Source organism: uncultured Sphingobacterium sp., from assembly GCF_964277905.1.
Taxonomy (GTDB): domain Bacteria; phylum Bacteroidota; class Bacteroidia; order Sphingobacteriales; family Sphingobacteriaceae; genus Sphingobacterium; species Sphingobacterium siyangense.
Window position 1 is genome coordinate 107,552 of the sequence record NZ_CAXYKD010000005.1, and the last position, 24,059, is coordinate 131,610.

Consider the following 24,059-nt stretch of genomic DNA (forward strand, 5'->3'; position numbering starts at 1 on the left):
GATTAAAGTATGAAAAGTTTTAAAATTATATTGGGCGCCTGCTTGTTTCTTTTTGGTCTTTATTCTTGTGATAAGGCTATACAGAATTTTGGCGATGTGGAATTTATGGGTGCTGACGATGCAATTGTTAAAATTAACATGGCGTCCATTTACCCGGATGACCGCTATATGTATGTAAAGTTTGATGGTCAACGTGTTACTCCACTTATTCGCGGTAGAGAGCCTTTCCCTGGTGGAGGCTATAATACGCGCGGTGATTCTCGTCCGGACTTTCTGAAATGGAAATCGGGTTCCGTCAACGTTCAGGTAGGCTTGCCTTATAAAACCGATAGTGGTTTGGACTCTATTATTTTATACGAATCTACAGTGAAGTTTGAGGCCGGCAAACGTTATACGTTGCATGTGACAGATACAGCAAAAAACACAAAAATGATCCTAAATGAAGAAGATTTAACCCGTCCGGATAGCACACAGGCGCGCTATCGTTTTACAAATTTAATGCCTAATGTAGAGGCTATTGATCTGTATTACGGAGCTGCAGCGGCAACAGCGGAGCCGACGCAGGATTCTTTAGTAGCTAAAAATGTGAAGTATTTGGAAACAAGTCCATATTTTGAACTAAATCGTATCACAGCACGGACATGGAAGATACGTAAAGCGGGGGCGCCTATAACGAATGCGTCGGTGCTGGCTTCTTATTCAAATGCCGGAGCAATTTTAGACCGAAGGTCATATACTGTGTATGCGCTGGGCTACGATGGTTTTACTTCTACCATCATGAAGCCTTATGTTTCATTTTTCTTAATTCGATGATCATGAAGGATAAAAAATATAGAAATAGATTGTGTGCAAGTGTATCGTTTTGCTTGCTGCTTTCATTGGTATCTTGTAAACAGAGAGATGATTATCCTGTTTTTGAGCAGAAGGAGCCTGTGGTGACTGTTCCGGAAGTTATCCCACCCGACAACGAGATTGGTGCGCTTGTAAAGAAGATCATGGACAAAACGGATATCATTGCGATTTTTAAATTAGATTCTACGACAACCCTAACGGATGGAATAAAGCGCACACACGTTCGTTATGTAAATAAATTAAATCAGGCCATGAGTATGCAGATCTTGGAAGTGGATCTTTCTAAAACTAATATAGGTGTTACTGCCCTTAGCCCTTTTGATGATTATTTATTTACAGTGCAGACGTTGGGAGATATGGCTAAATATAATGAGGGGCACGCTGGGGGGAAAATTATAGCAGCAATCAATGGGGATGTGGTGACTTCCTCTGCGCCGACAGGTTCGTTTGTATTTAAAAGCCGACAGTTGAAAACAACAACGACGACAGCTACATCTAATACAAGACCTTTTTTAGGTGTGAAAAAGGATGGTTCTGTTTTTGTTGGAAACAAGCCGTCTGCATCATCTCCAATGGACGCATATAATTTAAATGATCTAGTTTCCTTGGTTTCTGGGGGTACCTGGCTTTTATATAAAGGTGCCGCTGTGACTTCGACGGTAACAACGGTTCAGGCTAATACTGCTGTTGGGCTAAATGCTGATAGGAACTATCTGTATGCGGTGGTTGTGGATGGCGGCACAAATGCTTTTTCTGTTGGTATCACTTACAACGATTTAGGAAAGATCATGGAGTCGATCGGATCTTCGGATGCCTTTGTTACAAATGGTGGGACTGCGTCCGTCATGGTACAGCGTGCAGAAAGTGAAGGACAGTCCGGGTTTTTAAGTTGGAAAGTGGTAAATAGGCCGGTTGCTGTAGCAGGCGGTTCAAGTGCAAATGGGATTGGTTTTGTGTTAAAATAGATTTTATTTTTTGTGTATAAAGGCTTTCGGATCGTTTATCCGAAAGCCTTTATGCGTTATATCAATTTCATACTATGTTGGGAATTATGTTTGCCGCGCAGTATGCTGCGTTAAATTGCGGAAAAGTAAAGGTAGTTTTTGAAATGAATGTTGCGGTTTTTTGCTTATAATGCCCTGAAGTATGATAATCAGTTGTTTAAATGCTTAGTAGTACTGGTTTATGCGTGGTTGTATGAGATGGTTTTAAAGTAATGTATTTGTTACGTTTAGGTGTTGTAGTTACACTAATAGGTTGCTTTTTTTTGTGTTTTATGTTTTGTAATTGATTGTTTGTCTTTTGTTTGTGTTTTGTTTTTTATGAATTTCCTAGGTAAAAATGAAAAAATGGTTTACTCGTTTTATAGCCTAATAGAAAGTGAATACTTACTTTCTTTTGCGTTTTTATGACAATTGTAGTTTAAAAATCGAAAAGTTCTACTTACTTTTATCCTGATTTTCAATTATTCATGCATAATACTGCATGTTGTGCATGATCTAATGATCTACTTATGATAAAAACTAACTTATTTACGCTAGTCCTAGTGGTCTCAATAACCCTCTTTATTTCTTGTGGAAGTTCGCTGAAGTCTGTTCAGACTAATGGAAAAGCAGGAAACAGCATTTCTGGTGATATAACGAACAAGGTTGTTGTGCCAGGAGCAGATCAGTTAGCCTTGTATCTACCGCAATTAAAAGGTAAAAAAGTAGGGGTGATGGGGAATCAGACATCTATTGTTGGGTCGGATAAAAAACATCTCGTTGATGTTTTAATGGATAATAAAGTTGACTTAAAATTTGCCTTTGCTCCTGAGCATGGCTTCCGTGGTAATGTAGAGCGTGGCGAGAAGTTTGGGAATGATGTTGATCAGAAAACAGGTTTACCACTATTTACATTATATGGTGGAAATAAGAAACAGGATTCGATTGTCAATTCCATCGATGTTATGATTTTCGATCTACAGGATGTCGGAGCGCGTTTTTACACCTATATCACCTCCTTACATCGTGTGATGGAGCTTTGTGCAAAGCATAACAAAAAATTAATTGTATTAGATCGCCCAAATCCAAATGGAGATCAGGTCGACGGTCCAGTAAGACATGATGATAAGTTTAAATCCGATGTTTCTTGGCATAAAATAGCAATGATCCACGGTCTGACAATTGGTGAGTTGGCACAGATGATCAATGGGGAACACTGGTTAGAAAATGGTCGCCAGGCAGATGTGCAGGTTGTAAAGGTGCAAAATTGGGATCACAAAACGATGTACGATTTACCGGTAATTCCTTCACCAAGTCTACCCAATCAGCTTTCTGTACGATTGTATCTTTCATTATGCCTTTTCGAAGGAACTGATATTTCGGTAGGGCGTGGGACGGATTGGCCATTCCAGGTTTTGGGGTATACAAATCCGGTGTACGGCTCTTTTACATTTACCCCGGGAGAACGTCATGGTATGTCCAAGCATGTGGAAGGAAAAGGTGCAACGAATTATGGTATAGATCTACGTGCTTTGGATCCTGAAAAGCAAAAATTCACACTAAAATATGTCTTGGATTTTTATCAAAAGACACCTGATAAATCGACTTTCTTTGCGAGGCCTGAATTTTTTGACAAGCTCGCAGGCACTGATCAGTTGCGTAAGCAGATTCTTGCGGGTGAATCCGAGGCACAGATTCGCGCTTCTTGGTCGGATGACTTGAAAAACTATAAACAAATGCGTAAGAAGTATTTGTTATATACTGATTTTGAATAGCAATAACTAACAATATTAACTAGAATCATTTATTTTAAAACTCTATAATCAATGAGAAAATTTGTACTATTTTCTGTTGCTCTTGGATTGAGTTTTCCTTCTGAATCCTATTCTTTTACAAAAAAGGCAGGCTCTTTGAAGAGCGTTAATTCAACAAGCGTTCTTTTAAGTTCTTCTGCAAAAAGTGCGGTTCAAAATACAGTGCAAGGTACTGTAACGGATGGAAAAGGTCCAGTCTCTGAAGTGAGCGTGTCTGTAATTGGCGGTAATGCGTCAACGAAGACCGATGCGCAGGGGCATTTTAAAATTACAGCTGCCGTGGGGAGCAAGTTGCGTTTTTCATCCGTAGGTTATATTACACGAGAGGTTCCTGTGACTTCGAATTCGCTAAATGTAACTTTGGTCGATGATAATCAAACGTTGAATGAAGTCGTTGTTGTTGGATACGGTACGCAGAAAAAGAGTAACTTAACAGGTGCTGTTGCGTCAGTTAATATCAAAGAGACAATGCAAGGACGTCCTATTGCTGATGCAGGACGTGCCATGCAGGGTACGACACCAGGATTGAGTATCGTTATCCCGAGTGGAGAGGTGGGGTCTGATCCAACGATCAAAATTCGCGGTCAAATAGGTTCAATAACTGGATCCAATAATCCATTGATATTACTGGATAATGTGGAGATTCCGAGTATCAATATTGTGAATCCCGATGATATTGAATCTATTTCAGTTTTAAAGGATGCAGCAGCATCATCTATTTACGGAGCTAAAGCCGCGTATGGTGTTATTTTAATTACAACAAAACAGGGAGCTAAAACTGATCAGGTGTCAGTAAATTATTCTAATAATTTCTCTTTTCAAAACCCATTCAAGAAATACGAAATGGGGACGGTTGATGCGTTGAGATATTCGCTGGATGCAGCTTTGCGCGTTGGTAGCAATTTTACTGGAGCTTTCTATAAAATAAATGAAGAAAGTTATCAAAAATCGGTTGAATGGCAGGATCAATATGGAAGCTCGGTCGGTAAAGATGATCCAACGTTGTATGGACGTGACTGGTATTATGATCCTGCAACAGGTTATAAATATGGCGTACGTACGTATGATCCTTATGACTATATGGTTCGTGAATGGGCTCCTACGCAACAACATAATTTATCGCTATCGGGTAAATCAGGTAAAACTTCTTATAATGTAGGATTAGGGTTGCTTGATCAGTCTGGTATGTTGAAGACTAATACGGACAAGTTCTCGAGATATAATGCTTCAGTACGGGTTTCTCATGAGATTAACAAATACATTACAGCGAGGGCCGGAGCTATTTATTCCCGTACGAATAAACAATATCCGTATGCAACGAATTCGACAACAGCAGATCCATGGTTATATATGTACCGTTGGAGTTCGCTGTATCCGTTTGGAAATGATGGAGACGGGGACCCAATTCGTAGTCCAGCTTATGAGACTGGTGCGGCAAACGTGGCGAGCCAGTTAAAAAACTATATGAATTTCAATGGTGGTGCTACTGTAAATTTTACGAAGAACTGGAAATTGGATTTTGATTACACATTGACGAATCAGGAGATGATCTGGAATAAGCCGGGCACACGTTTTACAGCAGGCAATTCCTGGGGAAATCCAGTAGCGAAAAAGGATGCAAATGGAAACCAGATGTATGTCGATGCAAATGGAAGCTATGTGGACGCATCTGCTGCGGGAGCGATGGCTGCATATGATCTAGATTATTTCCAATATACAGCTGCAGGCTCTAATCCTGACCATTACCGTAAGGAAGATGAGAATTTCTTGCGCCATACGATCAATGCCTTCTCTACTTACAATTTGAGCTTGGATGGTGGGCATGAGTTTAAATTTATGGCAGGTTTAAACCGTGTTGCGGAACAAACTGAAAATTCTTGGACACAAATTACAAACCTGCTGGATATCAAGAATCCACAATTAACGTTTGGATCGGGAACAGTGACTGGTTCCGGTTATAAAAAATGGGAATCTCAGATTGGTTTTTTTGGCCGGGTGAACTATGCTTATAAGGATAAATATTTGTTTGAAGCAAATTTACGTCGTGATGGATCGTCTAAATTCCCGACAAGCTTGCGCTGGAAATGGTATCCGTCGTTCTCTGCAGGTTGGGTGGTATCGCAAGAATCTTTTATGGACTGGTCACGTGAGTTCGTAAATCAATTTAAAATCCGCGGTTCATGGGGCTCGATTGGAGATCAGGCTGTTCCGAACAATTTGTATACAAGTTATATGACGAATGCCCAATCTAACTGGATTAACAGCTCAGGAAATAAGGATTGGTATGTAGGATCTCCTGCCGCTGTTTTATCTCAGGTGGGCTGGCAAGATATCCAGACCTTGGATTTTGGACTTGACGCAAGATTCCTCAAGAATAAACTGGGGCTTGTATTTGATTGGTACCAACGCGATACTAAAAATATGCTAGTGCCGATGGAAGGTGTTGCTGCGACTTTTGGTGCTGAGGCTCCTAAAGGTAATTTTGGCGCTTTACGTACGAGAGGTTGGGAGCTAGCAGTTGATTTTAACCACCGTTTCGAAAATGGTTTGGGGATTAATCTACGTGCAAACGTATCGGATGCAAAATCTGTCATCACAGAATACGGTACAACAACTTTAGTGGATGGATACTATAACGGTAAGACATTCGGTGAAATTTGGGGTTATGAAACGGATCGTCTGTATCAAAAAAGTGATTTCGTTTATGAAAATGGAAAACTAGTTACGACAACCGTCAATGGTAAGACAATGAACAAGTTGTCTGATCCAAATGGAGCTTACCAATCTTGGGTTCAAAATTCATCTACCTTCCTTTATGGTCCCGGTGATGTTAAGTTTAAGGATTTAAACGGAGATGGTGCTATAGATAACGGAAAGGGGACAATTTCAGATCATGGTGACCTTTCTGTGATCGGTAATTCGACGCCGAGGTATGAATATGGATTTCGTTTAGGGGCTGATTTCAAGGGCTTTGACTTCTCTGCGTTCTTCCAAGGTGTAGGTAGCCGTCAAGTTTGGGGAAAAGGGTTCTTGGCACAGGCCGGCTTTAATGCATCAGATGGAGCAATGCCTGCAGTTATGTCTTCAGATTATTGGACTGAAAATAATACGGGCGCATTTTATCCAGCAGCATACAGCAATGGTGGAACAGACAATATTAATAATATGCAGATACAAAGTCGCTATTTGTTGGATATGTCCTATTTGCGTATTAAGAACTTAACCTTGGGTTACACTCTTCCGAAGGGAACGTTGAGTCGAATCGGAGTAAGCAATTTACGTATATACACTGCTTTGGAAAACTTCTTTACATGGGATAAACTTAATGGCTTGCCTATCGACCCTGAAGCTGTTGTTGGGGTGAATATGTTTGTTGATCAGAGCTTGAATAATTACAATAGTGGCCGTATTGGTGTTGGAACGCCAACGTTCAAATCTGCTTCTTTTGGCGTTCAATTGACATTTTAATTGAAATTATCATGAAAATTAAAACAAAATTCTTATATATATTATTAGGTTCCTCAATGGTGTTGTCAAGCTGTAACAGCTTGTTAGATCGCCCGTCTTTGGATCAGATTACAGATGGTTCGGGGCTTTATTGGAGGGATGAAAATGACCTGAGGTTATTTGCGAACGGTTTTTATACGCAATATTTCAACGGCTACAATAGTTCCTTTACGACGGATTATACGCCAGTAAGGGGGTATACCTTTTCAGACGATTTGACTTTTAGTGGTCAACAAGCTAATTTTGAAAATGCTATACCTGATACGCGTTCATCCACATCTGAAGTTGCGGCATGGCTTGATACGTATGCTGGTCCCACATGGAATTATTCGTGGGTTCGCAAATCCAATATTTTCTTGAATAGAATAGAGACTATTGCTAAGCCGAACTTAACCACGGCTCAATATAATCACTGGACTGCTGTTGCGAAATTCTTTAAAGCTTTTGAGTATTCGAGGTTGGTCTCTGTTTTCGGGGATGTTCCATATTTTGAATCTGAAGTAGCTGCTTCTGATTTTGATACGCAATATAAAGATCGTGATAATCGTGGTGTCGTGATGGATCATGTGTACGATGACTTTGTATATGTATTACAGAATATGAAAGCCGATGATGGTGCAAATGTGTTGAATAAGTATATTGCAGCGTCTTTTATATCACGTTTGATGTTGTTTGAAGGTTCTTGGCAGAAATACCACGGTCTTGATCAGGCAAGAGCAAAGAAATATTTGGAGCTTGCCCAAAGTGCAGCGGAGGTTGTTATGAGTTCAGGTAAGTATTCATTTACTGCTGATTTCAAAAGTTTGTTTTCTTCCCAGGATTTAGCTACCAACAAAGAAGTGATTATGTATCGTAAATACGATGCATCCGTTAGTGTGCTGCATGCAATCGGATCTTATCAAAATGGCGTTGAGGCACAGGCCACAGCTCCAAATTTAAAATTGATCAAGGAATTTATCTGTGTTGATGGTAAGCCTTATTCTTCATCATCACTCGCTAGTGCGACGGATTTTTCGTTAAGCAAGTTGGCGACCTCTCGTGACCCACGTTTTGAGGCTTCCTTTGATACGGATTTGAACTCCAAGGCTTCAACATTTGTCTATGGAACAAAGTATGTCGCTCGCAATGGTTATAAGATAACAAGTGCAAATCCTGATTATGCTAAGTGGAATTCAAATACCAATACATCAGACGCTCCTGTTATACGTTATGGAGAAGTTGTGTTAAACTGGATTGAAGCAAAGCAAATTTTAGCCGAAAACTTTGGTGGTGCAGCTGTTACACAAACAGATCTCGATAAGTCAATCAATGCAGTAAGAAATAGGCCGCTTGACGAGGTTGCTATAGCTAAAGGAGTGACAAAGACTGCGCCGTTACAGATTGGTTCAATTGCTAATGATCCAGCTAGAGATGCAGATGTAACACCGCTAATGTGGGAAATACGTCGTGAGCGCCGGATGGAATTCGTGTTTGAATACTCGCGATTGCTGGATTTAAAGAGATGGAAAAAGCTGGGTTATATGGACTTTTCGAAAAGTACGGATTATTTCACAGGAATTTGGGTTGATGTAGCAAAGCAGGCCCCGGATTTCTTAAAATCTAACTATGTTGGCGTCACCAAAGTGAGGAAAGCGGATGGAACCGTAGTGACTTATAATGGTTCTAATGCTGCCGATATGGTTGGTTTTATAGTGGTTCAAAATGCAGCAAATAGAAATGCCGTGGATGATAAATTTTATTTAGCTCCAGTGGGTAAAGCGCAAATTGTTGACTATGAGCAAAGAGGGTATAAATTAACACAAACTAAAGGGTGGTAATTTAATCCACATATTATGAGGCCTTGTCTATGTTTTTAGACAAGGCTTTTTTATGTCCATGATAGCCGAGGCTGTCGAAAACAAACCTAAATCTATATCTAAAATACTTTGCATAAAAACGCATTTTTATTTTATTATTATGCATAAAAACGCTATTTTTAAGAAAACATTACGCATGAGGTTTCCAATTATCACCTTTTTTATTGCATTATCCTGCGTTTTTAACGTTGTGATGGCGCAGCAGTCCTTCAAATTTGCCCACGTAACAGATACGCATGTCGGTGGTGCAACAGGAGAGGAGGATTTGCGACGTACTGTAAAGGACCTGAATACATTGAAAGATATTGATTTCGTTATACTTTCCGGAGATATCACTGAGTTTGGTGCTGATCATGAGTTAAAGCTTGCAAAGCGCATCTTAGATAGTTTGCAGCTGCCCTGGTATGTGATTCCGGGAAATCACGATGGGAATTGGTCTGAAAATGGAGCCAATACATTTCGCACCGTTTTTGGTGGTGAAACCTTTTTCTTTAAGCATAAAGGTTACGCATTCATTGGAACCAATTCAGGACCAAATATGCGTATGAGCCCTGGTCAGATTCCTCGTGAGAACCTGGTCTGGATGGATTCCATTTTTGCAGCGAATCCAGATAATCAGCTGCCATTGATCTATATTAATCATTATCCACAGGATTCTTCGCTAAATAACTGGTTTGACGCTTTAAAAAGGGTCAAAACGCGGAATGTTCAATTGGCGCTTTGCGGACATGGCCATGCCAATAAATTATACGATTGGGAAGGGATTCCGGGGGTAATGGGGCGGTCTAACCTGCGTGCGAATAAAGCGGTTGGCGGCTATAATATTGTGACCATCGCCGATGGTAAAGCGAGTTATCAAGAGCGTAATCCCGGTGTAGGGATGCAGGAGAAATCTTGGGTCGTTGTCCCTCTATTTAATCATCACTATGAAAATGAAGCGGTAAACTACCCGAGACCCAGTTATGCTGTGAATACCAAATATGCAGATCAGGTTAAAGTCAATTGGACGTTTGAAGATGCCAGCGATATCGGGGCGGGACTAGCTGTTTACAAAAATAGCGTGATTACATCAAATACCGCGGGCGATATCTTTGCGCTTGATTTAAAAACTGGCAAAAAGCTATGGGCATTCCGCACTGGTGGTAAAGTTTATTCTACGCCAGCTGTGTGGAAAGGGATTGTCGTGGCGGGATCATCGGATCATGCAATTTATGCGGTAGATGCCCGTAATGGCAAGTTGTTGTGGAAGGTACAGACTGAAAAGGCGGTTTTGGGTTCGCCCCTGCTACATAATGGCGTGGCTTTTATCGGTGGTTCGGATGGTAAGTTTAGCGCACTGGACATCAAGACTGGGGCTGTAAAATGGAGTTTTGATCAGGTCAAAGGATTTGTATCGACCCTGCCAACGTATTATTTGGGGAATGTAATTTTTGGCTCCTGGAGTAATGGATTCTATGCTTTGAATGTCAATACAGGTAAGCTGTCGTGGGAATGGAATAATGGACAGGCTAATCGGATGTTTTCAGCGGCGGCATGTAATCCAGTAGGAGCAAATAATCGTGTTTTTGTAGTTGCACCGGATCGTTTTATGACAGCACTGGATGCTAAAACGGGGGCGGTCATTTGGCGGGAAAAGAAAGATACCATTCGGGTACGCGAATCTATGGGCTTGGCGGCAGGTCATAAATTGGTTTATGTGAAGACGATGGATGGGGATCTTTTGGGTATTTCAGTTGCTGGTGATCGTATGGATGTTGCCTGGAAGTCCAAGCTTAAATTGCCCTACGAATTGACGCCTTCTGCAATTACCTCCAATGGCAAATTGGTATTTGTGCCGAGTCATTCGGGTTTGCTATCCGGGGTTGACGCAAAAACAGGCGCGGTAGTATGGCAATATAAAATATCCAATGGAATGGTTAATCCTGTTGCGCTAAATGGCAGAAATACAGTGATAGCGAGTACGATGGATGGCAAAATAGTTTCATTACAGTTTTAAGCAATCGATTGAATTGATCTTTTTGAAAATAAATGCCTTGATATGATAAAAAAATGTCTAAACTTCTTAAATTTACGTCAAGCTTTTTTGCTTGTTTTTGCATGTTTTGTTTGTAACTTTGCGAAAGCACAGCAAAATGCTTGGATTAGAATAAACCAATTGGGCTATACTCCGGCGGGCAAGAAGGTCGCGGTATGGGGCGGGAAATCAATCAGGCAGCTTCGTTCTTTTGAAATTAAAAATGCACAAACGGGTAAAACAGTCTATGTGCATCCTGTTGGAAAAGATTATGGGGCTTATGGTCCTTTTGTTCAGAGCTTTCGTTTGGATTTCTCTTCTATGCAGGATACAGGACGCTTTTTTGTGCAGGCTGGAGATGTGAAGTCTCCAACATTCCGAATTGCTCGGGACGTTTACAAAGGAGCGGCAGATTTTGTACTGCGTTATATGCGGCAACAACGTACATTGTTTAACCCTTTTCTGAAAGATAGCTGCCATACACATGATGGATTTGCGCTTTATGCAGGAAAGGTTGGTATTCCCGATAGTTCCCATATCGATGCGGGTGGAGGTTGGCACGATGCTTCTGATTATTTGCAATATGCGACAACGTCGGCAAATGCGACATTTCATCTGCTAGCGGCTTACCGCGATTTTCCAAAGGTGTTTGGTGATCTAAAGCAAGCAAATGGTCTTGATGGAAAAAACGGTCGTGCCGATGTACTGGACGAAGCGAAATGGGGTTTGGATTGGTTGTTGAAAATGCATCCTAAAGCCAATCAAATGTACAATCAGATTGGTGACGATCGGGATCATGCAAGCATGCGGATGCCAAAGGAAGATCCCTATTATGGTCGTGGATTTGAAAGACCGGTGTATTTTATCGATGGCGAACCACAACAGCGTGGTAAGTTTATGAATAATACGACGGGGACAAGCTCTACTGCTGGTAAATTTAGTAGTGCTTTTCGCCTGGGGGCGATGTTGTTTGACAAAGAGGATGGTAAATATGCAAAGCTGCTTTCGAAGAAATCGGAAACGGCCTATGCTTATGCCAATATAAAACCAGGCGTGACACAGACAGTTTCTGTGAAATCGCCTTATATTTATGCCGAAGATAATTGGGTGGACGATATGCAGTTGGCCGCTGCAATGGGGTTTTCGGTGACAAAAAAAGAAAAGTTTGCACGAGAAGCCTTAGGCTACGCACGGCAAGAAAAGATTACACCTTGGATGGTAAGCGATACTGCTGCACATTATCAGTGGTACCCTTTTATCAATCTTGGGCATTATGAGTTGGCAAAAGGATTAAAAGGACAAGATCGCGAGGAGATTGTTTCCTATTATAAACAGGGGATTGAGGAAGTCAATCGGAGAGCCGAAAAAAATGCATTTTTTCGCGGAGTTCCCTTTATCTGGTGTAGCAACAACTTAACGGTATCCTTTGCGATCCAATGTCTCTGGTATAAAGAATTGACGGGAGATGCACATTTTGATGAGCTAGCGCAAGCAAATTTTGACTGGTTATTTGGGACGAATCCTTGGGGCACGAGTATGGTATATGGTCTTCCATCTGGGGGCGATACACCTGTTGATCCACATTCGGCGTTTACCTTTCTTGGAAAGCATCCGATCGATGGCGGTTTGGTTGATGGGCCCATTATGGCATCCACGTATCGCAATCTGATCGGTATCAAGTTGAATAATCCGGATAGCTATGCGGAGTTTCAAAGTGATTTGGCGGTCTATCATGACGACTACGGAGATTATAGTACAAATGAGCCGACAATGGATGGTACCGCTTCGTTGATTTATCTGTTGGCTTCAAAGGAGGGTAAGGCAATGGAGGAGCCGACCGGAAAAAAGTAACACGGGATGTTTTCGGAGCTATTGTCCGGGGCGACTCGACAAAGCGGCAGGTGGCTCTGGTGTTTACTGGTCATGATTTATCTGAAGGTACAGCTGAGATATTGATGAGTCTAAAACATAATGGCGTTAAAGGCTCTTTTTTCCTGACAGGTGATTATCTCAGAACTCCAGATTTTGAGCCGTATGTCCGTCAGATGTTAAACGATGGTCATATGGTTTCGGGGCATTCGGATAAACATCTTCTGGTGAGTGACTGGGGGAGTAGGGATGTTCTTTTGGTGAAGCGTGACTCTTTTGTCGCTGATCTAAAGGCAAATCTGAAAGCTCTGGAACACGTGGGCGTTCAAAGAGAGCAGCTATCCTATTATATTCCTTCTTATGAATGGTATAATAGTGAAACAGTCGATTGGGCAAAAGCAGTTGGTCTACATTCGGTTAATTATACACCAGGAATACGGACTGCGGCTGATTATACTTATCCAGAAATGGGGGCTCGTTATGTGTCGTCGACAGCGATTCTCGACAATCTCTGGTCTTACGAAACTCGATATGGGCTCAATGGATTTCTGATATTGATTCACATGGGAACCGATGATCGGCGGAAAGATAAACTGTATCATCATTTGGATGATATCATTAGCATATTAAAGGGGAAAGGGTATCAACTTGTGGATGTGCCCGATTTATTGAAATAAAGAAATACAATATATACTAATAATGGTAAATACAACGGAGAAAGATTCGAATTATCAGGATTTGGACAAGATGTCTGTGCATGAGTTATTGACAAATATCAATAATGAGGATAAATCTGTGCCACTTGCTGTAGAGCAGGCTATCCCTCAGATTGAAGCATTGGTCAAAGTGACTGTGGAGAAAATGAAGGCTGGTGGTCGAACTTTTTATATCGGCGCTGGTACAAGTGGTCGTTTGGGCGTGTTGGATGCGTCAGAATTACCTCCGACTTACGGCGTTCCATTTGAATGGATCATTGGGTTGATTGCTGGTGGTGATACTGCAATTAGAAAAGCAGTTGAATTTGCAGAAGATGATTTGGAGCAAGCCTGGAAAGATATGGAAGCGTATGATATTGATGAAAACGATGTTGTTATCGGTATTGCGGCCTCTGGAACCACACCTTATGTTATTGGCGGATTAAAAACGGCAAACGAGAAAGGACTTGTGACGGGATGTATTGTCTGTAATGGGGGATCTCCGATTGCTGAAGTAGCGCAGTATCCGGTTGAAGTTATTGTTGGGCCAGAATTTGTTACCGGGTCTACTCGGATGAAATCGGGCACAGCACAGAAACTTGTGTTAAATATGTTCAGTACTGCAGTGATGATCCAATTGGGCAGGGTAAAAGGGAATAAGATGGTCGATATGCAATTGTCAAACCATAAGCTGGTCGGTCGTGGTGTACGTATCATTATGGATCAAACCGGGGCGCTGGAAGAAGAGGCTGCGGCTTTACTTGAACAATTTGGTAATGTAAGACAGGCAATTGAAGCTTATCAGGCTACCCATTGAGTATAACCTACTAAAAAATCACCTATTTTAAAAACAAACTATGTCACCAGTAATATTATTATCTTTTATAATAATCTATTTTGCAGTTCTGCTTGCTGTAGCTCACTTCACCTCGAAGGGGGCTTCTGATAACTCTACTTTTTTTGTCGCAAACCGGAACTCAAAATGGTATATGGTCGCCTTTGGGATGATCGGTACCGCGCTCTCCGGCGTAACTTTTATTTCGGTTCCCGGCGCAGTCGGTGCGTCTGAATTTAGCTATTTTCAATTTGTTCTTGGGAACGCCGTTGGTTTTGTCATTATTGCCTATGTATTGCTTCCGCTCTATTATAGAATGAACTTGACTTCCATCTATACCTATTTGGAAGAACGTTTTGGGCACACTACGTACAAAACAGGTGCTGCTATTTTTCTGGTTTCCCGTACGATCGGTTCGGCATTTCGTCTTTATTTGGTGGCAATCGTATTGCAGCATTTTATTTTCGATGCCTGGAATGTGCCTTTCGCGATTACGGTCGTTATATGTTTGGTGTTAATCTGGATGTATACAAATAAGGGCGGTTTAAAGACGATCATTGTAACAGATACCCTACAGACTACCTTTTTAGTGACTGCAGTAATTCTTTCCATTTATTTTATGGCAAAAGGATTGGATTTTGGTATTGTGGACACTTTCGAGGCTGTGAAAGAAAGTAGTTACTCTAAGATCTTTTTCTGGGATGATTTTGTAGGCAGTAAAGCAAATTTTTGGAAACAATTCTTGGGAGGAATTTTTGTGACCATTGCAATGACGGGGCTTGATCAGGATCTGATGCAAAAGAACTTATCGATGGGGACCATTAAAGAAGCCCAAAAGAACATGATTACGTTTACAAGTGTTTTTGTGGTCATTAATATTTTCTTTTTAGCTGTCGGTGCTTTGCTGTATATCTATGCGGCTAAAAACGGGATTGATGTCACTCAACTGGCAACACGCGATTATTTGTATCCAGAAATTGCATTAAACCACTTGGCTATTGTTCCTGCAATCATCTTTATGATGGGGCTTACGGCGGCTACTTTTGCAACGACAGATAGTGCGCTAACTGCCCTAACGACATCTTTCTGTGTAGACTTTTTAAACTTCAATAAAAAAGAAAATCCCAATGATCCGGCGTTGATCAAACAGCGTAACTATGTGCATTTTGGTTTTTCCATTGTGATGCTGTTGGTTATTTTGGTCTTTAAGCTGATCAATGATGATTCGGTCGTAAATGCAATCTTTACTGCGGCGAGTTATACGTACGGACCTTTGTTGGGCTTATTCGTTTTTGGAATATTTACAAAATATGCGGTACGGGATAATGCTGTGCCCTATATCTGTGTGCTTTCGCCTACCGTATTGTTTTTGCTTAAAACCTATGTTATCGAGGTGTACACACCGTATGTTATCGGGTTGGATTTGATCATTATAAATGGTTTTATCACGTTTGTAATGCTTTTGATAAGTTCTCCGGGTAAAGCAAGTGAAAAAGCATTGTCCCACAATTAATGCATTTCAGTTATAAAAAGTTTCTCCATTGGTGAGAAGATGTAAATACAAGTATTGATTTTGATTTGTACGTACAGAAAAATTAAGTTAAGTTTGATATACTTAGTTTTTCTGTACGTATGTATCATAGCATAAATGAGACTACGGAATTTATCCGTAGAAAAATTGGAGATTTTGCTCCAGAATTCGGTATCATCCTAGGTACTGGTTTAGGTAAGTTGGTTGATGAAATTGAAGTCGAGTATCAGCTGATGTATTCCAATATACCTAATTTTCCTATTTCGACTGTTGAATTTCATTCTGGTAAGCTTATTTTTGGAAAGCTGAGTGGACGCAATGTGGTCGCTATGCAGGGGAGATTGCATTACTATGAAGGCTATGATATGCAGCAGATTACATTTCCAATCCGGATCATGAAGGTTTTGGGTGTCCAGAAATTGTTTGTTTCCAATGCTGCGGGATCCCTGAATCCTGATGTGAAAAAAGGTGACCTTGGAATTATTGAAGATCATATCAATTTATTGCCGGATAATCCGCTTCGCGGACAAAATTTGGCCGAGTTTGGACCACGATTTCCGGATATGAGCGAGCCTTATAACCGAAAGATGATCGAGCAGGCTCTTGAAATTGCAGCCAAACATGCTATTGCTGCACGAAAAGTTGTTTATGTTTCTTCTGCAGGTCCAAATTTGGAGACAAAAGCTGAGTATCGCTATATGCGGCTTATTGGTGGCGATGTGGTGGGCATGAGTACCGTTCCTGAAGTTATTGTCGCCAATCATATGGCTCTTCCGGTATTTGCTATTTCTGTTGTTACGGATGAGGGCTTTCATGAACAACTTAAACCTGTCTCGTTGCAGGAAATTGTCACTGTTGCGGAGAAAGCGGAACCTAAAATGACATTAATTTTGAAAGAATTAATAGCTTTGCAATAAATTGCATCTTCATGTAACACCGTTGAGGGAGAAGGTTGTTGGATTTGTGTGGGGTGAAGGGTAATTGGTTCATTCGGGTGAATTTAGCTTTTTTGGTTTTTATATAATTTTAGATGAAGTTGATCGTACGCATACTTGCCGCATGGTGTGTTTTATTTATTTATTCCGTGGATGTCATTGCGCAGAGCAAAGAGGATTGGAGCAGTGCATTGGACTCGGCGAGAGCCAAGGAGGATGGAAAGAAGGATTCCGTTATCCTGTCTGCAAAGTATATCCGATATGCAACGTTGGATATGTTAAAAAAAGGCACTTATACACGGCAGATTGATACGTCACATCATAATTATCAATATTATAATCCGCAGAATTTACCCTGGAATCCCAGTGTGAACCTTGGAGCCTATGGGCTTGCCACAAGGGATCTATTGTTCCAGCCTAAAAAGACCATTGGCTTTCAGCCTGGTTTTACAGCATTGGAACGTTATTTATTGAACCCCGATTCGGTTCAATATTTTAGGGCCCGCGCGAGGTACTCCGAATTGTCTGCGGTAGGCTTCTTTTTTAATGACCAGGTTTTTAGAGCTCGGGTGGCCCAGAATATCAATTCCCAATGGAATATGAATGTGGATTTCCATTCCACCAAAACGGATGGATTTTACCTGAATCAGAATTATTCAGATTTAAAGGCTTCGGTTGCTTCTTGGTATGAATCGAAAAATAACCGGTATAATTTGTTGATCAATGGAGTATTTAATCGTTTGGATGCCATGGAGAATGGTTCTATTATTGAAGACCTACCATTTGCACCAGAAAATAGACAGGCCCCAAATCGTTTTATTACTAAATTTCAGGATGCTAGCAATACGAATATCCCCCGGTCCAGATGGTGGGATAATTCATTTTTTCTGAGACAGTCGCTTTATTTGGGGCGATTGGATACGATCGATAAAGGCAAGCCAACGATGCAGATCCATCCGACCAATAGTATGGCGCATAATACGCGTATCCGAAGACAGACTTATAATTTCTTTAAGAATAAGGATGATGAGAATGCGGCATTGCCATACAATAATAAGGCGTTGGCGCTAAACAATGATAAGACGCTGATCACGAATGTTTCAAATGAATTTGAATATAACTTTTTTCTCAGAGGGAAGTCGGTCTTTAAAAACGAGGCAAAGTTGAATTTGGCTTTTCAGCACGACATGAACTGGGTGGAGCAAAATCAACTGGATTCAAATCGCTATTATAATAACCCTACTGCCTATCCGCAGCCGCTTAAAAAATTGCCGGATAGCACGATATTTGATCGTTTTTATCAGAACGGGATCGTGAAAGGGGAATTAGGATATAAATTTTCAGATCGGCTTGATTTTAGTTTAAAAGCGAATCAAATCGTATTTGGCCACAACTTTGGAGATTTCTTGTATGAAGCTAAAGCCGATATCGCTATGGGGGATAAAATCGGAAAGGTGACGTTGTCAGCTTATTCACAGAACAAATCCCCGGAGATGGTTTTCGAGAATTTGAATTATACCTACGGAAAATGGAATGATTTAGACCTTAAAAAGACGAAAATTCAGAATCTGGGTTTTCAATATGCCAATCCGATGCTTGGTTTCCATGGCAAGGTGGAGTATTTTTTGATGAACAATTATACCTATTTCGAAGAGCGCCCCAATCCACAGGACGATCCCAAAAATGACAAATGGATTGTCCCGGCGCAATTGGATAAGGCTAATTTATTGAAAGTGACTGTCGGGCAAAAGTTTAAATTAAACCATTTTACCTTCGATAATCTTGTGGTCTATCAAAAGACAGATCAACAGAACACACTGGCTGTTCCGGAGCTGTATACCTGGCATAGTTTGTATTACAGTAACCTGTTTTATAAAGTTATTGATTATAGTATCGGTCTGGACGCAAAGTTCAATACACCCTATGCCAATCCGAATTATTCGATTGGGACAGGACAGTTTTACAATGCTTACAAGCAGATTGAGTTTTCCACATATCCAATCATGGATCTATGGGTTACAGCAAATATACAACGGGTAAATATGTTTTTGAGTTATAATTTTTTAAATCAGAACTTCTATCCGCATGGTTACTATACGGTCAGACGTTATCCGATGAATAGTGCTAATTTTAGATTTGGTATTTCTTGGAAGTTCTATGATTAAAAATTATTTCGGTGTTTCTTAGCTTGTTGTGATATTAAAGGCATAAAATCTTATAAAATAATTTTGAGAATAGAATTTTTAAGCTATATTTGCACACGCAATTAGGGAACGGCGTTCTTTAAAAAAGTATGGAGGCTTAGCTCAGCTGGTTCAGAGCATCTGCCTTACAAGCAGAGGGTCACAGGTTCGAATCCTGTAGCCTCCACCATACAAAAGTCGGAGAATTAGCTCAGCTGGTTCAGAGCATCTGCCTTACAAGCAGAGGGTCACTGGTTCGAATCCAGTATTCTCCACCAATCCAAAACGGAGGCTTAGCTCAGCTGGTTCAGAGCATCTGCCTTACAAGCAGAGGGTCACAGGTTCGAATCCTGTAGCCTCCACAAAAGCATCATCAAATGGTGCTTTTTTTTCGTTAGGGGGTTTAGCTCAGCTGGTTTAGAGCACTACCTCGACAAGGTAGGGGTCACTGGTTCGAACCCAGTAATCCCCACGATAAAAAAAAGCGTTCTTCATGAACGCTTTTTTTTATGGGCTGAATGCGCTGTAAATTTGAAAGTCCCCGATCCGGTATTCAATCTGTCTCAGGAATCTCTCGCGTTTATTTTCTTACTATTTCCGTTTCTTACCTAGTTTAATTCCATAACCTGTCGTCCATTCAATAAAATCAGCTTTACCGCCATGGGCTTTAATGGAAACACCGGCAAAGAAATCTTTGTATACTTTATAACGTACACCTGCTCTTAAATACACGGGCATGCTTTCGCCATTGAATTCGTTGCGATGAAGGTAGACTCCTACATTTCCGTTGATGTATAGACGTGAATTTAACACATGATCAATGTAGAATGCTGGGCCGTAAGAAAATAGGGCGGAGAATTTCCCGGCTTTGTCGCCAGCAACCTTCTCATCGTTTCCGCTAGCTGAATAAAATGCATCGAAGCCAGCGCCAAGCCGCCATTTGTAGCCGAAATGCCTGCTGTAGTATGCGCCTAATGTAGATTTAAAATATTGGCCATCGTGTTCGCGGTCAATCTGTTTGAAGCCAAAGGCATAGTTGAAATGGAGCTCCTCTGTTTTCTCCATCTCTGGAATACGACTTTTTCTGTAATCAAAAGGTTTGTTTGTTGGTGTATACGAAACAGATAGGCTCAAGGGGACGAGGTTTATCCCGGTGTTCGGTAATGCCAGGGCTCCATTGCTGAAGTGATGAAAGGCTGCGCCGGCCCCTACCTGGAAGTTTTTGTTTAGGCGGTAGTTGGCCTGAAGTCCAAGATCAATAAATACATTGTTTTTGCTGCCAATAAGTAGGTTGAAGGGATTGTCTTCCTCATTATAGGGATTGAATCTGCCAGAGAGGCCGAGTGCAATCCGATAGTTGAAATTCCATCTCGAGTTTACTTTTGGTCTAATGGGAATGGCGACAAATCCATAGGCCGCGAAAGGTCGTCCGAGGTGTTCCTGACCAAAAGTACTACTGTAGATTCCGATGCCGTATATCGGATAGTTGTATATTTCATTGTAAATGCTCTTTAATGAGTCTTGAAACTGAGTTTGAAAACCGACTCTGAAATTTAGTCCGCTATAGTATGAGTCAGCAAGGGTTTCTTTGGAGCGCTCATTGAATTTGAGTTCGCCCCCGCTTTCATGTTCAAGTTGAAATATAAGTCTCGTCTTGGCTGGAGTACGGCTTTGTAAAGTGTCTTTCGGATTCTCTATTCGAGGTGTGACCTGTGCAGTGGCACGAAAGGAGAGTAGTGCCAGGGTCACAAAAGCAAGTATTCTTGATCTCATGAAATAAAACGTTAGCGTTTTTTAAAATTTTTGCAAAAATAAGAATGATATGTCATTGTAACAATAGTATTTAAACAGTAGCGAAATCTAGTTGTAAAAAATGCCATTTTTCAGCCACATCTTGTCGGTTAGTGGCGAGAGAAATTGGGCGGCTTAACCATCAGGATGTCAAATGGGTAAATAATTATTGTTTATGTCTTTAATTGTATTGCATATAAAAAGCAATTTATCTAAGTTTGAGGTGAAAAGAAAAAGGAAATATGATTAAAAACCTATTTAGAATTACTGCTGTTACGTTTGCACTAACAACAGCAGGGTGTGCTTTGTTTGCCCAAAATACCAAATTTGATTGGAAAGAAGCATCTGAGGGGGGGTACACCTACAAGTACGTAACCAACGATCCTACACATTCACGGTTTTATAAGCTAAAAAATGGCTTAACTGTGATTTTGAGTCCGACCAAAAAAGAACCACGTATTCAAACTTACATTGCAACAAAGGCGGGGAGTAAAACAGATCCGAAAGATCACACCGGTTTGGCTCATTACCTGGAGCATATGCTGTTCAAAGGAACTGATAAATTTGGCTCTAAAGACTGGGCAAAGGAGAAACCTTTGTTAGATCAGATTGATGCGCTCTATGAGAAATACAATGGTACAACAGACGAAACCGAACGGAAAGCAATCTATAAGGAAATCGATAAAGTATCTGGAGAAGCCGCGAAATATGCTATTGCGAATGAGTATGATAAATTGATGGCATCAATGGGAGCGGAAGGTACCAATGCTTTCACTTCATTTGAGCAGACTGTTTATCAGGAGCAAATTCCTAGTAATGTAATGGATAAGTATCTTGCTGTACAGGCAGAACGGTTTAGATATCCGGTATTGCGTCTATTTCATACTGAGCTGGAAGCTGTGTATGAAGAGAAAAATATCAGCTTGGATAAAGATAATCGTAAGGCTGTAGAGTCGATGTTTTCAGCAGCGTTTCCCAATAATAATTACGGAAAGCAGACGACAATTGGTACGGTAGAGCACCTTAAAAATCCGTCTTTGAAAGCGATTCGTGAATATTTTCATACCTATTATGTCCCTAATAATATGGGGGTTATTATGTCGGGGGATTTTGATCCTACCGAGGTGGTGAAAAAGGTGGATAAGACTTTTGCTTTTATGCAGGCGAAAGAAGTTCCGGCCTATACTTTTGATGCGGAGAAACCAATTTTAACTCCTGTTGTCCGCGAGGTTAAAGGTCCGGATGCTGAATTTATGTTAATGGGATTCCGTTTTCCTGGCGCTGCGACAAAGGATGCCCGTATGCTTAATCTGATGAGTCAGATCTTGACAAATGGTTCTGCTGGTCTGATTGATCTGGATTTGGTGAAGAATCAAAAATTATTAGGTGCAGGTGCTTTTCCTTATGTGTTAAAAGACTACTCTTTGCTCCTGTTGCAGGGTAATCCTGGTCAGGGACAGAGCTTGGAAGAGGTACAACAGCTGCTGTTGCAAGAATTGGCAAAATTGAGAAAAGGTGAATTCTCGGATGATTTGATAACAGCCATTGTCAACAACGCGAAGAAAGACGAAATCAAACAGAACGAAAGCTATGGTGACCGCGCTGAATCATTGATGGATGCCTTTACTTCGGGTCAGGATTGGGCGTCTGTTGTGGGATATTCGGATGAATTGAATAAAATCACCAAGCAAGATGTGGTGGATTTTGCTAACAAATACTTGAATGACAATAATTATGTTGTTGTTTATAAGCGTAAGGGCGTTGATAATAATGTTGTTAAAGTTGTTAAACCTGAGATTACTCCTGTAACGGTGAATCGTGATGACCAGTCTGAGTTCTTGAAGAGAGTTGAAGCAATGCCAGAGGATAAAATCCAACCGGTATGGGTCGATTATAACAAAGATATTCAGAAAGCTACTGCAAACGGTTTACCTGTGCTAGCTGTAAAGAACTCCGATAATGAACTGTTTTCGCTGTCTTATCGTTTTGATGGTGGAAAATGGAGCAATAAATTACTTTCATTAGCTGCGGGTTATCTCGAATTTTTGGGTACAAAAGATAAGTCTAGTGAGCAATTCAGTAAAGATTTTTATCAATTGGCTTCTGATTTTTCGGTGTCTGCAGGAAATGAGGAAACCATGGTGTCGATTTCGGGGTTAAATTCAAACTTTACGGCTACGTTGAACTTGATTCAAGATCTGTTGCGTAATTGTGTTGCTGATCAGGAGGCTTTCAAAATGTATATTGCCCGTCTTAAAAAAGCGAGAGCAAATGCGAAAGAAAACAAGGGAGCGATCATGGAGGGCTTAAAGTCTTATGCTAAATACGGTGCTAAAAATCCGTTTAATAATGTGTTTACAGATGCGGAATTGGATGCTTTAAAGGCGGAGGATTTGGTGAAGGCATTGCACGATTTGGCTAATATGAAACATACGATGCTTTATTTTGGCCCGTTAACTGCCTCGGAATTTGTGGTGAAAGCGAAGCCTTTGAAACAAGGTGCTGGAGAGTATGTTCAGGCGAAAAAGGCGGTCGTGTTTGCAGAATTGCCAACAAGCAAGAACCAGGTTCTTTTTGCTAATTTCGATATGAAGCAGGCTGAAGTATTTTGGTATAGAAGTTCAGGAATATACAACAGTGCCTTAACACCGACTGTTTCATTGTTTAATAATTATTTTGGTGGCGGAATGGGAAGTATTGTCTTCCAGACTATCCGTGAATCAAAAGCATTGGCTTATTCAACTTATGCGTATTACGGACAGCCTTATAAAAAGGAAAATCACTATACGGTTGGAGCTTATGTTGGGACGCAGGCTGATAAATTTAATGATGCGATTAAAGGCATGAATGAGTTGCTGGATGTGTTACCTGAAAGTGCTAAGGGACTGGATATTGCGAAAGTAAGTCTGGAAAAATCAATTGCCAGTGAGCGTGTGTTGAATGCTTCTATTTTAGGTAGTTATCTAGCGGCGCAACGTTTGGGAAATGCAACTGATATTCGTAAAGTTGTCTATGAGCAAGCGCCAAAATTAACTTATGGCGATCTAAATACTTTCCACAAGAAAGAAATGAGTCAAAAGCCTTACGTTTACTGTATTGTAGCGAAGGAAGAAAGTCTTAAGCCAGAAGATCTTGCGAAATTGGGCGAGGTTAAAAAGCTGGATCTTAAAGAGATTTTCGGCTATTAGAGCTAG

The 24,059-nt window shown here is 40.8% G+C and carries 14 protein-coding genes and 4 tRNA genes; 17 read left to right on the plus strand and 1 reads right to left on the minus strand.

Going from position 1 to position 24,059, the window contains the following annotated elements; translation table 11 throughout:
* Positions 1-9: 9 nt before the first annotated feature.
* From ACHWSC_RS03970 to ACHWSC_RS04045, 16 genes are all read left to right on the plus strand, one after another.
* Complete coding sequence (locus ACHWSC_RS03970) at positions 10-813, plus strand: DUF4397 domain-containing protein (RefSeq protein WP_288066367.1); 804 nt, start codon at positions 10-12, stop codon at positions 811-813.
* 2 nt (positions 814-815) lie between these two features.
* Positions 816-1,817, plus strand: a complete 1,002-nt coding sequence (locus ACHWSC_RS03975; protein WP_394675856.1) for a phosphodiester glycosidase family protein — start codon at positions 816-818, stop codon at positions 1,815-1,817.
* A 548-nt stretch (positions 1,818-2,365) separates the two neighbouring features.
* Entirely contained in the window at positions 2,366-3,610 is a 1,245-nt protein-coding gene (locus ACHWSC_RS03980; protein WP_394675857.1) for an exo-beta-N-acetylmuramidase NamZ domain-containing protein, read from the plus strand.
* 51 nt (positions 3,611-3,661) lie between these two features.
* Positions 3,662-7,117 carry a SusC/RagA family TonB-linked outer membrane protein gene (locus ACHWSC_RS03985; protein WP_394675858.1) on the plus strand — a complete coding sequence of 1,152 codons (3,456 nt, stop codon included), beginning with the start codon at positions 3,662-3,664 and terminating at the stop codon, positions 7,115-7,117.
* Between the two features lie 11 nt (positions 7,118-7,128).
* Complete coding sequence (locus tag ACHWSC_RS03990) at positions 7,129-8,973, plus strand: RagB/SusD family nutrient uptake outer membrane protein (protein ID WP_075994487.1); 1,845 nt, start codon at positions 7,129-7,131, stop codon at positions 8,971-8,973.
* A 175-nt stretch (positions 8,974-9,148) separates the two neighbouring features.
* Positions 9,149-11,008, plus strand: a complete 1,860-nt coding sequence (locus ACHWSC_RS03995) for a PQQ-binding-like beta-propeller repeat protein (RefSeq protein WP_394675859.1) — start codon at positions 9,149-9,151, stop codon at positions 11,006-11,008.
* A gap of 42 nt (positions 11,009-11,050) precedes the next feature.
* A complete protein-coding gene (locus tag ACHWSC_RS04000; protein ID WP_394675860.1) occupies positions 11,051-12,877 on the plus strand; it encodes a glycoside hydrolase family 9 protein in 1,827 nt (608 codons plus the stop codon).
* A gap of 59 nt (positions 12,878-12,936) precedes the next feature.
* A complete protein-coding gene (locus ACHWSC_RS04005) occupies positions 12,937-13,572 on the plus strand; it encodes a polysaccharide deacetylase family protein (protein ID WP_394675902.1) in 636 nt (211 codons plus the stop codon).
* 22 nt (positions 13,573-13,594) lie between these two features.
* Positions 13,595-14,407 (plus strand): N-acetylmuramic acid 6-phosphate etherase, encoded by an 813-nt coding sequence (gene murQ / locus ACHWSC_RS04010; protein WP_145329004.1) that lies wholly within the window; start codon positions 13,595-13,597, stop codon positions 14,405-14,407.
* A gap of 40 nt (positions 14,408-14,447) precedes the next feature.
* On the plus strand, positions 14,448-15,938 hold the full coding sequence (locus ACHWSC_RS04015) for a sodium:solute symporter (RefSeq protein WP_115046435.1): 1,491 nt from the start codon (positions 14,448-14,450) through the stop codon (positions 15,936-15,938).
* A gap of 119 nt (positions 15,939-16,057) precedes the next feature.
* Positions 16,058-16,873, plus strand: coding sequence for a purine-nucleoside phosphorylase (locus ACHWSC_RS04020; protein ID WP_075994483.1), 816 nt, complete (start codon positions 16,058-16,060; stop codon positions 16,871-16,873).
* Between the two features lie 113 nt (positions 16,874-16,986).
* Positions 16,987-19,056 (plus strand): putative porin, encoded by a 2,070-nt coding sequence (locus tag ACHWSC_RS04025; RefSeq protein ID WP_394675861.1) that lies wholly within the window; start codon positions 16,987-16,989, stop codon positions 19,054-19,056.
* A gap of 130 nt (positions 19,057-19,186) precedes the next feature.
* Positions 19,187-19,264: transfer RNA gene (locus ACHWSC_RS04030), tRNA-Val, on the plus strand.
* Between the two features lie 10 nt (positions 19,265-19,274).
* A tRNA-Val gene (locus tag ACHWSC_RS04035) sits at positions 19,275-19,352 on the plus strand.
* Positions 19,353-19,361: 9 nt separating this feature from the next.
* Positions 19,362-19,436 (plus strand) — tRNA-Val (locus tag ACHWSC_RS04040).
* 35 nt (positions 19,437-19,471) lie between these two features.
* Positions 19,472-19,546, plus strand: a tRNA-Val gene (locus ACHWSC_RS04045).
* A 119-nt stretch (positions 19,547-19,665) separates the two neighbouring features.
* Here ACHWSC_RS04045 and ACHWSC_RS04050 read toward each other — a convergent pair.
* Positions 19,666-20,847, minus strand: coding sequence for an acyloxyacyl hydrolase (locus tag ACHWSC_RS04050; protein ID WP_394675862.1), 1,182 nt, complete (start codon positions 20,845-20,847; stop codon positions 19,666-19,668).
* A 260-nt stretch (positions 20,848-21,107) separates the two neighbouring features.
* On the opposite strand from ACHWSC_RS04050, the gene ACHWSC_RS04055 reads away from it, so the two are divergent.
* Positions 21,108-24,053, plus strand: coding sequence for an insulinase family protein (locus tag ACHWSC_RS04055; RefSeq protein WP_394675863.1), 2,946 nt, complete (start codon positions 21,108-21,110; stop codon positions 24,051-24,053).
* The last annotated feature ends 6 nt before the right edge of the window (positions 24,054-24,059 follow it).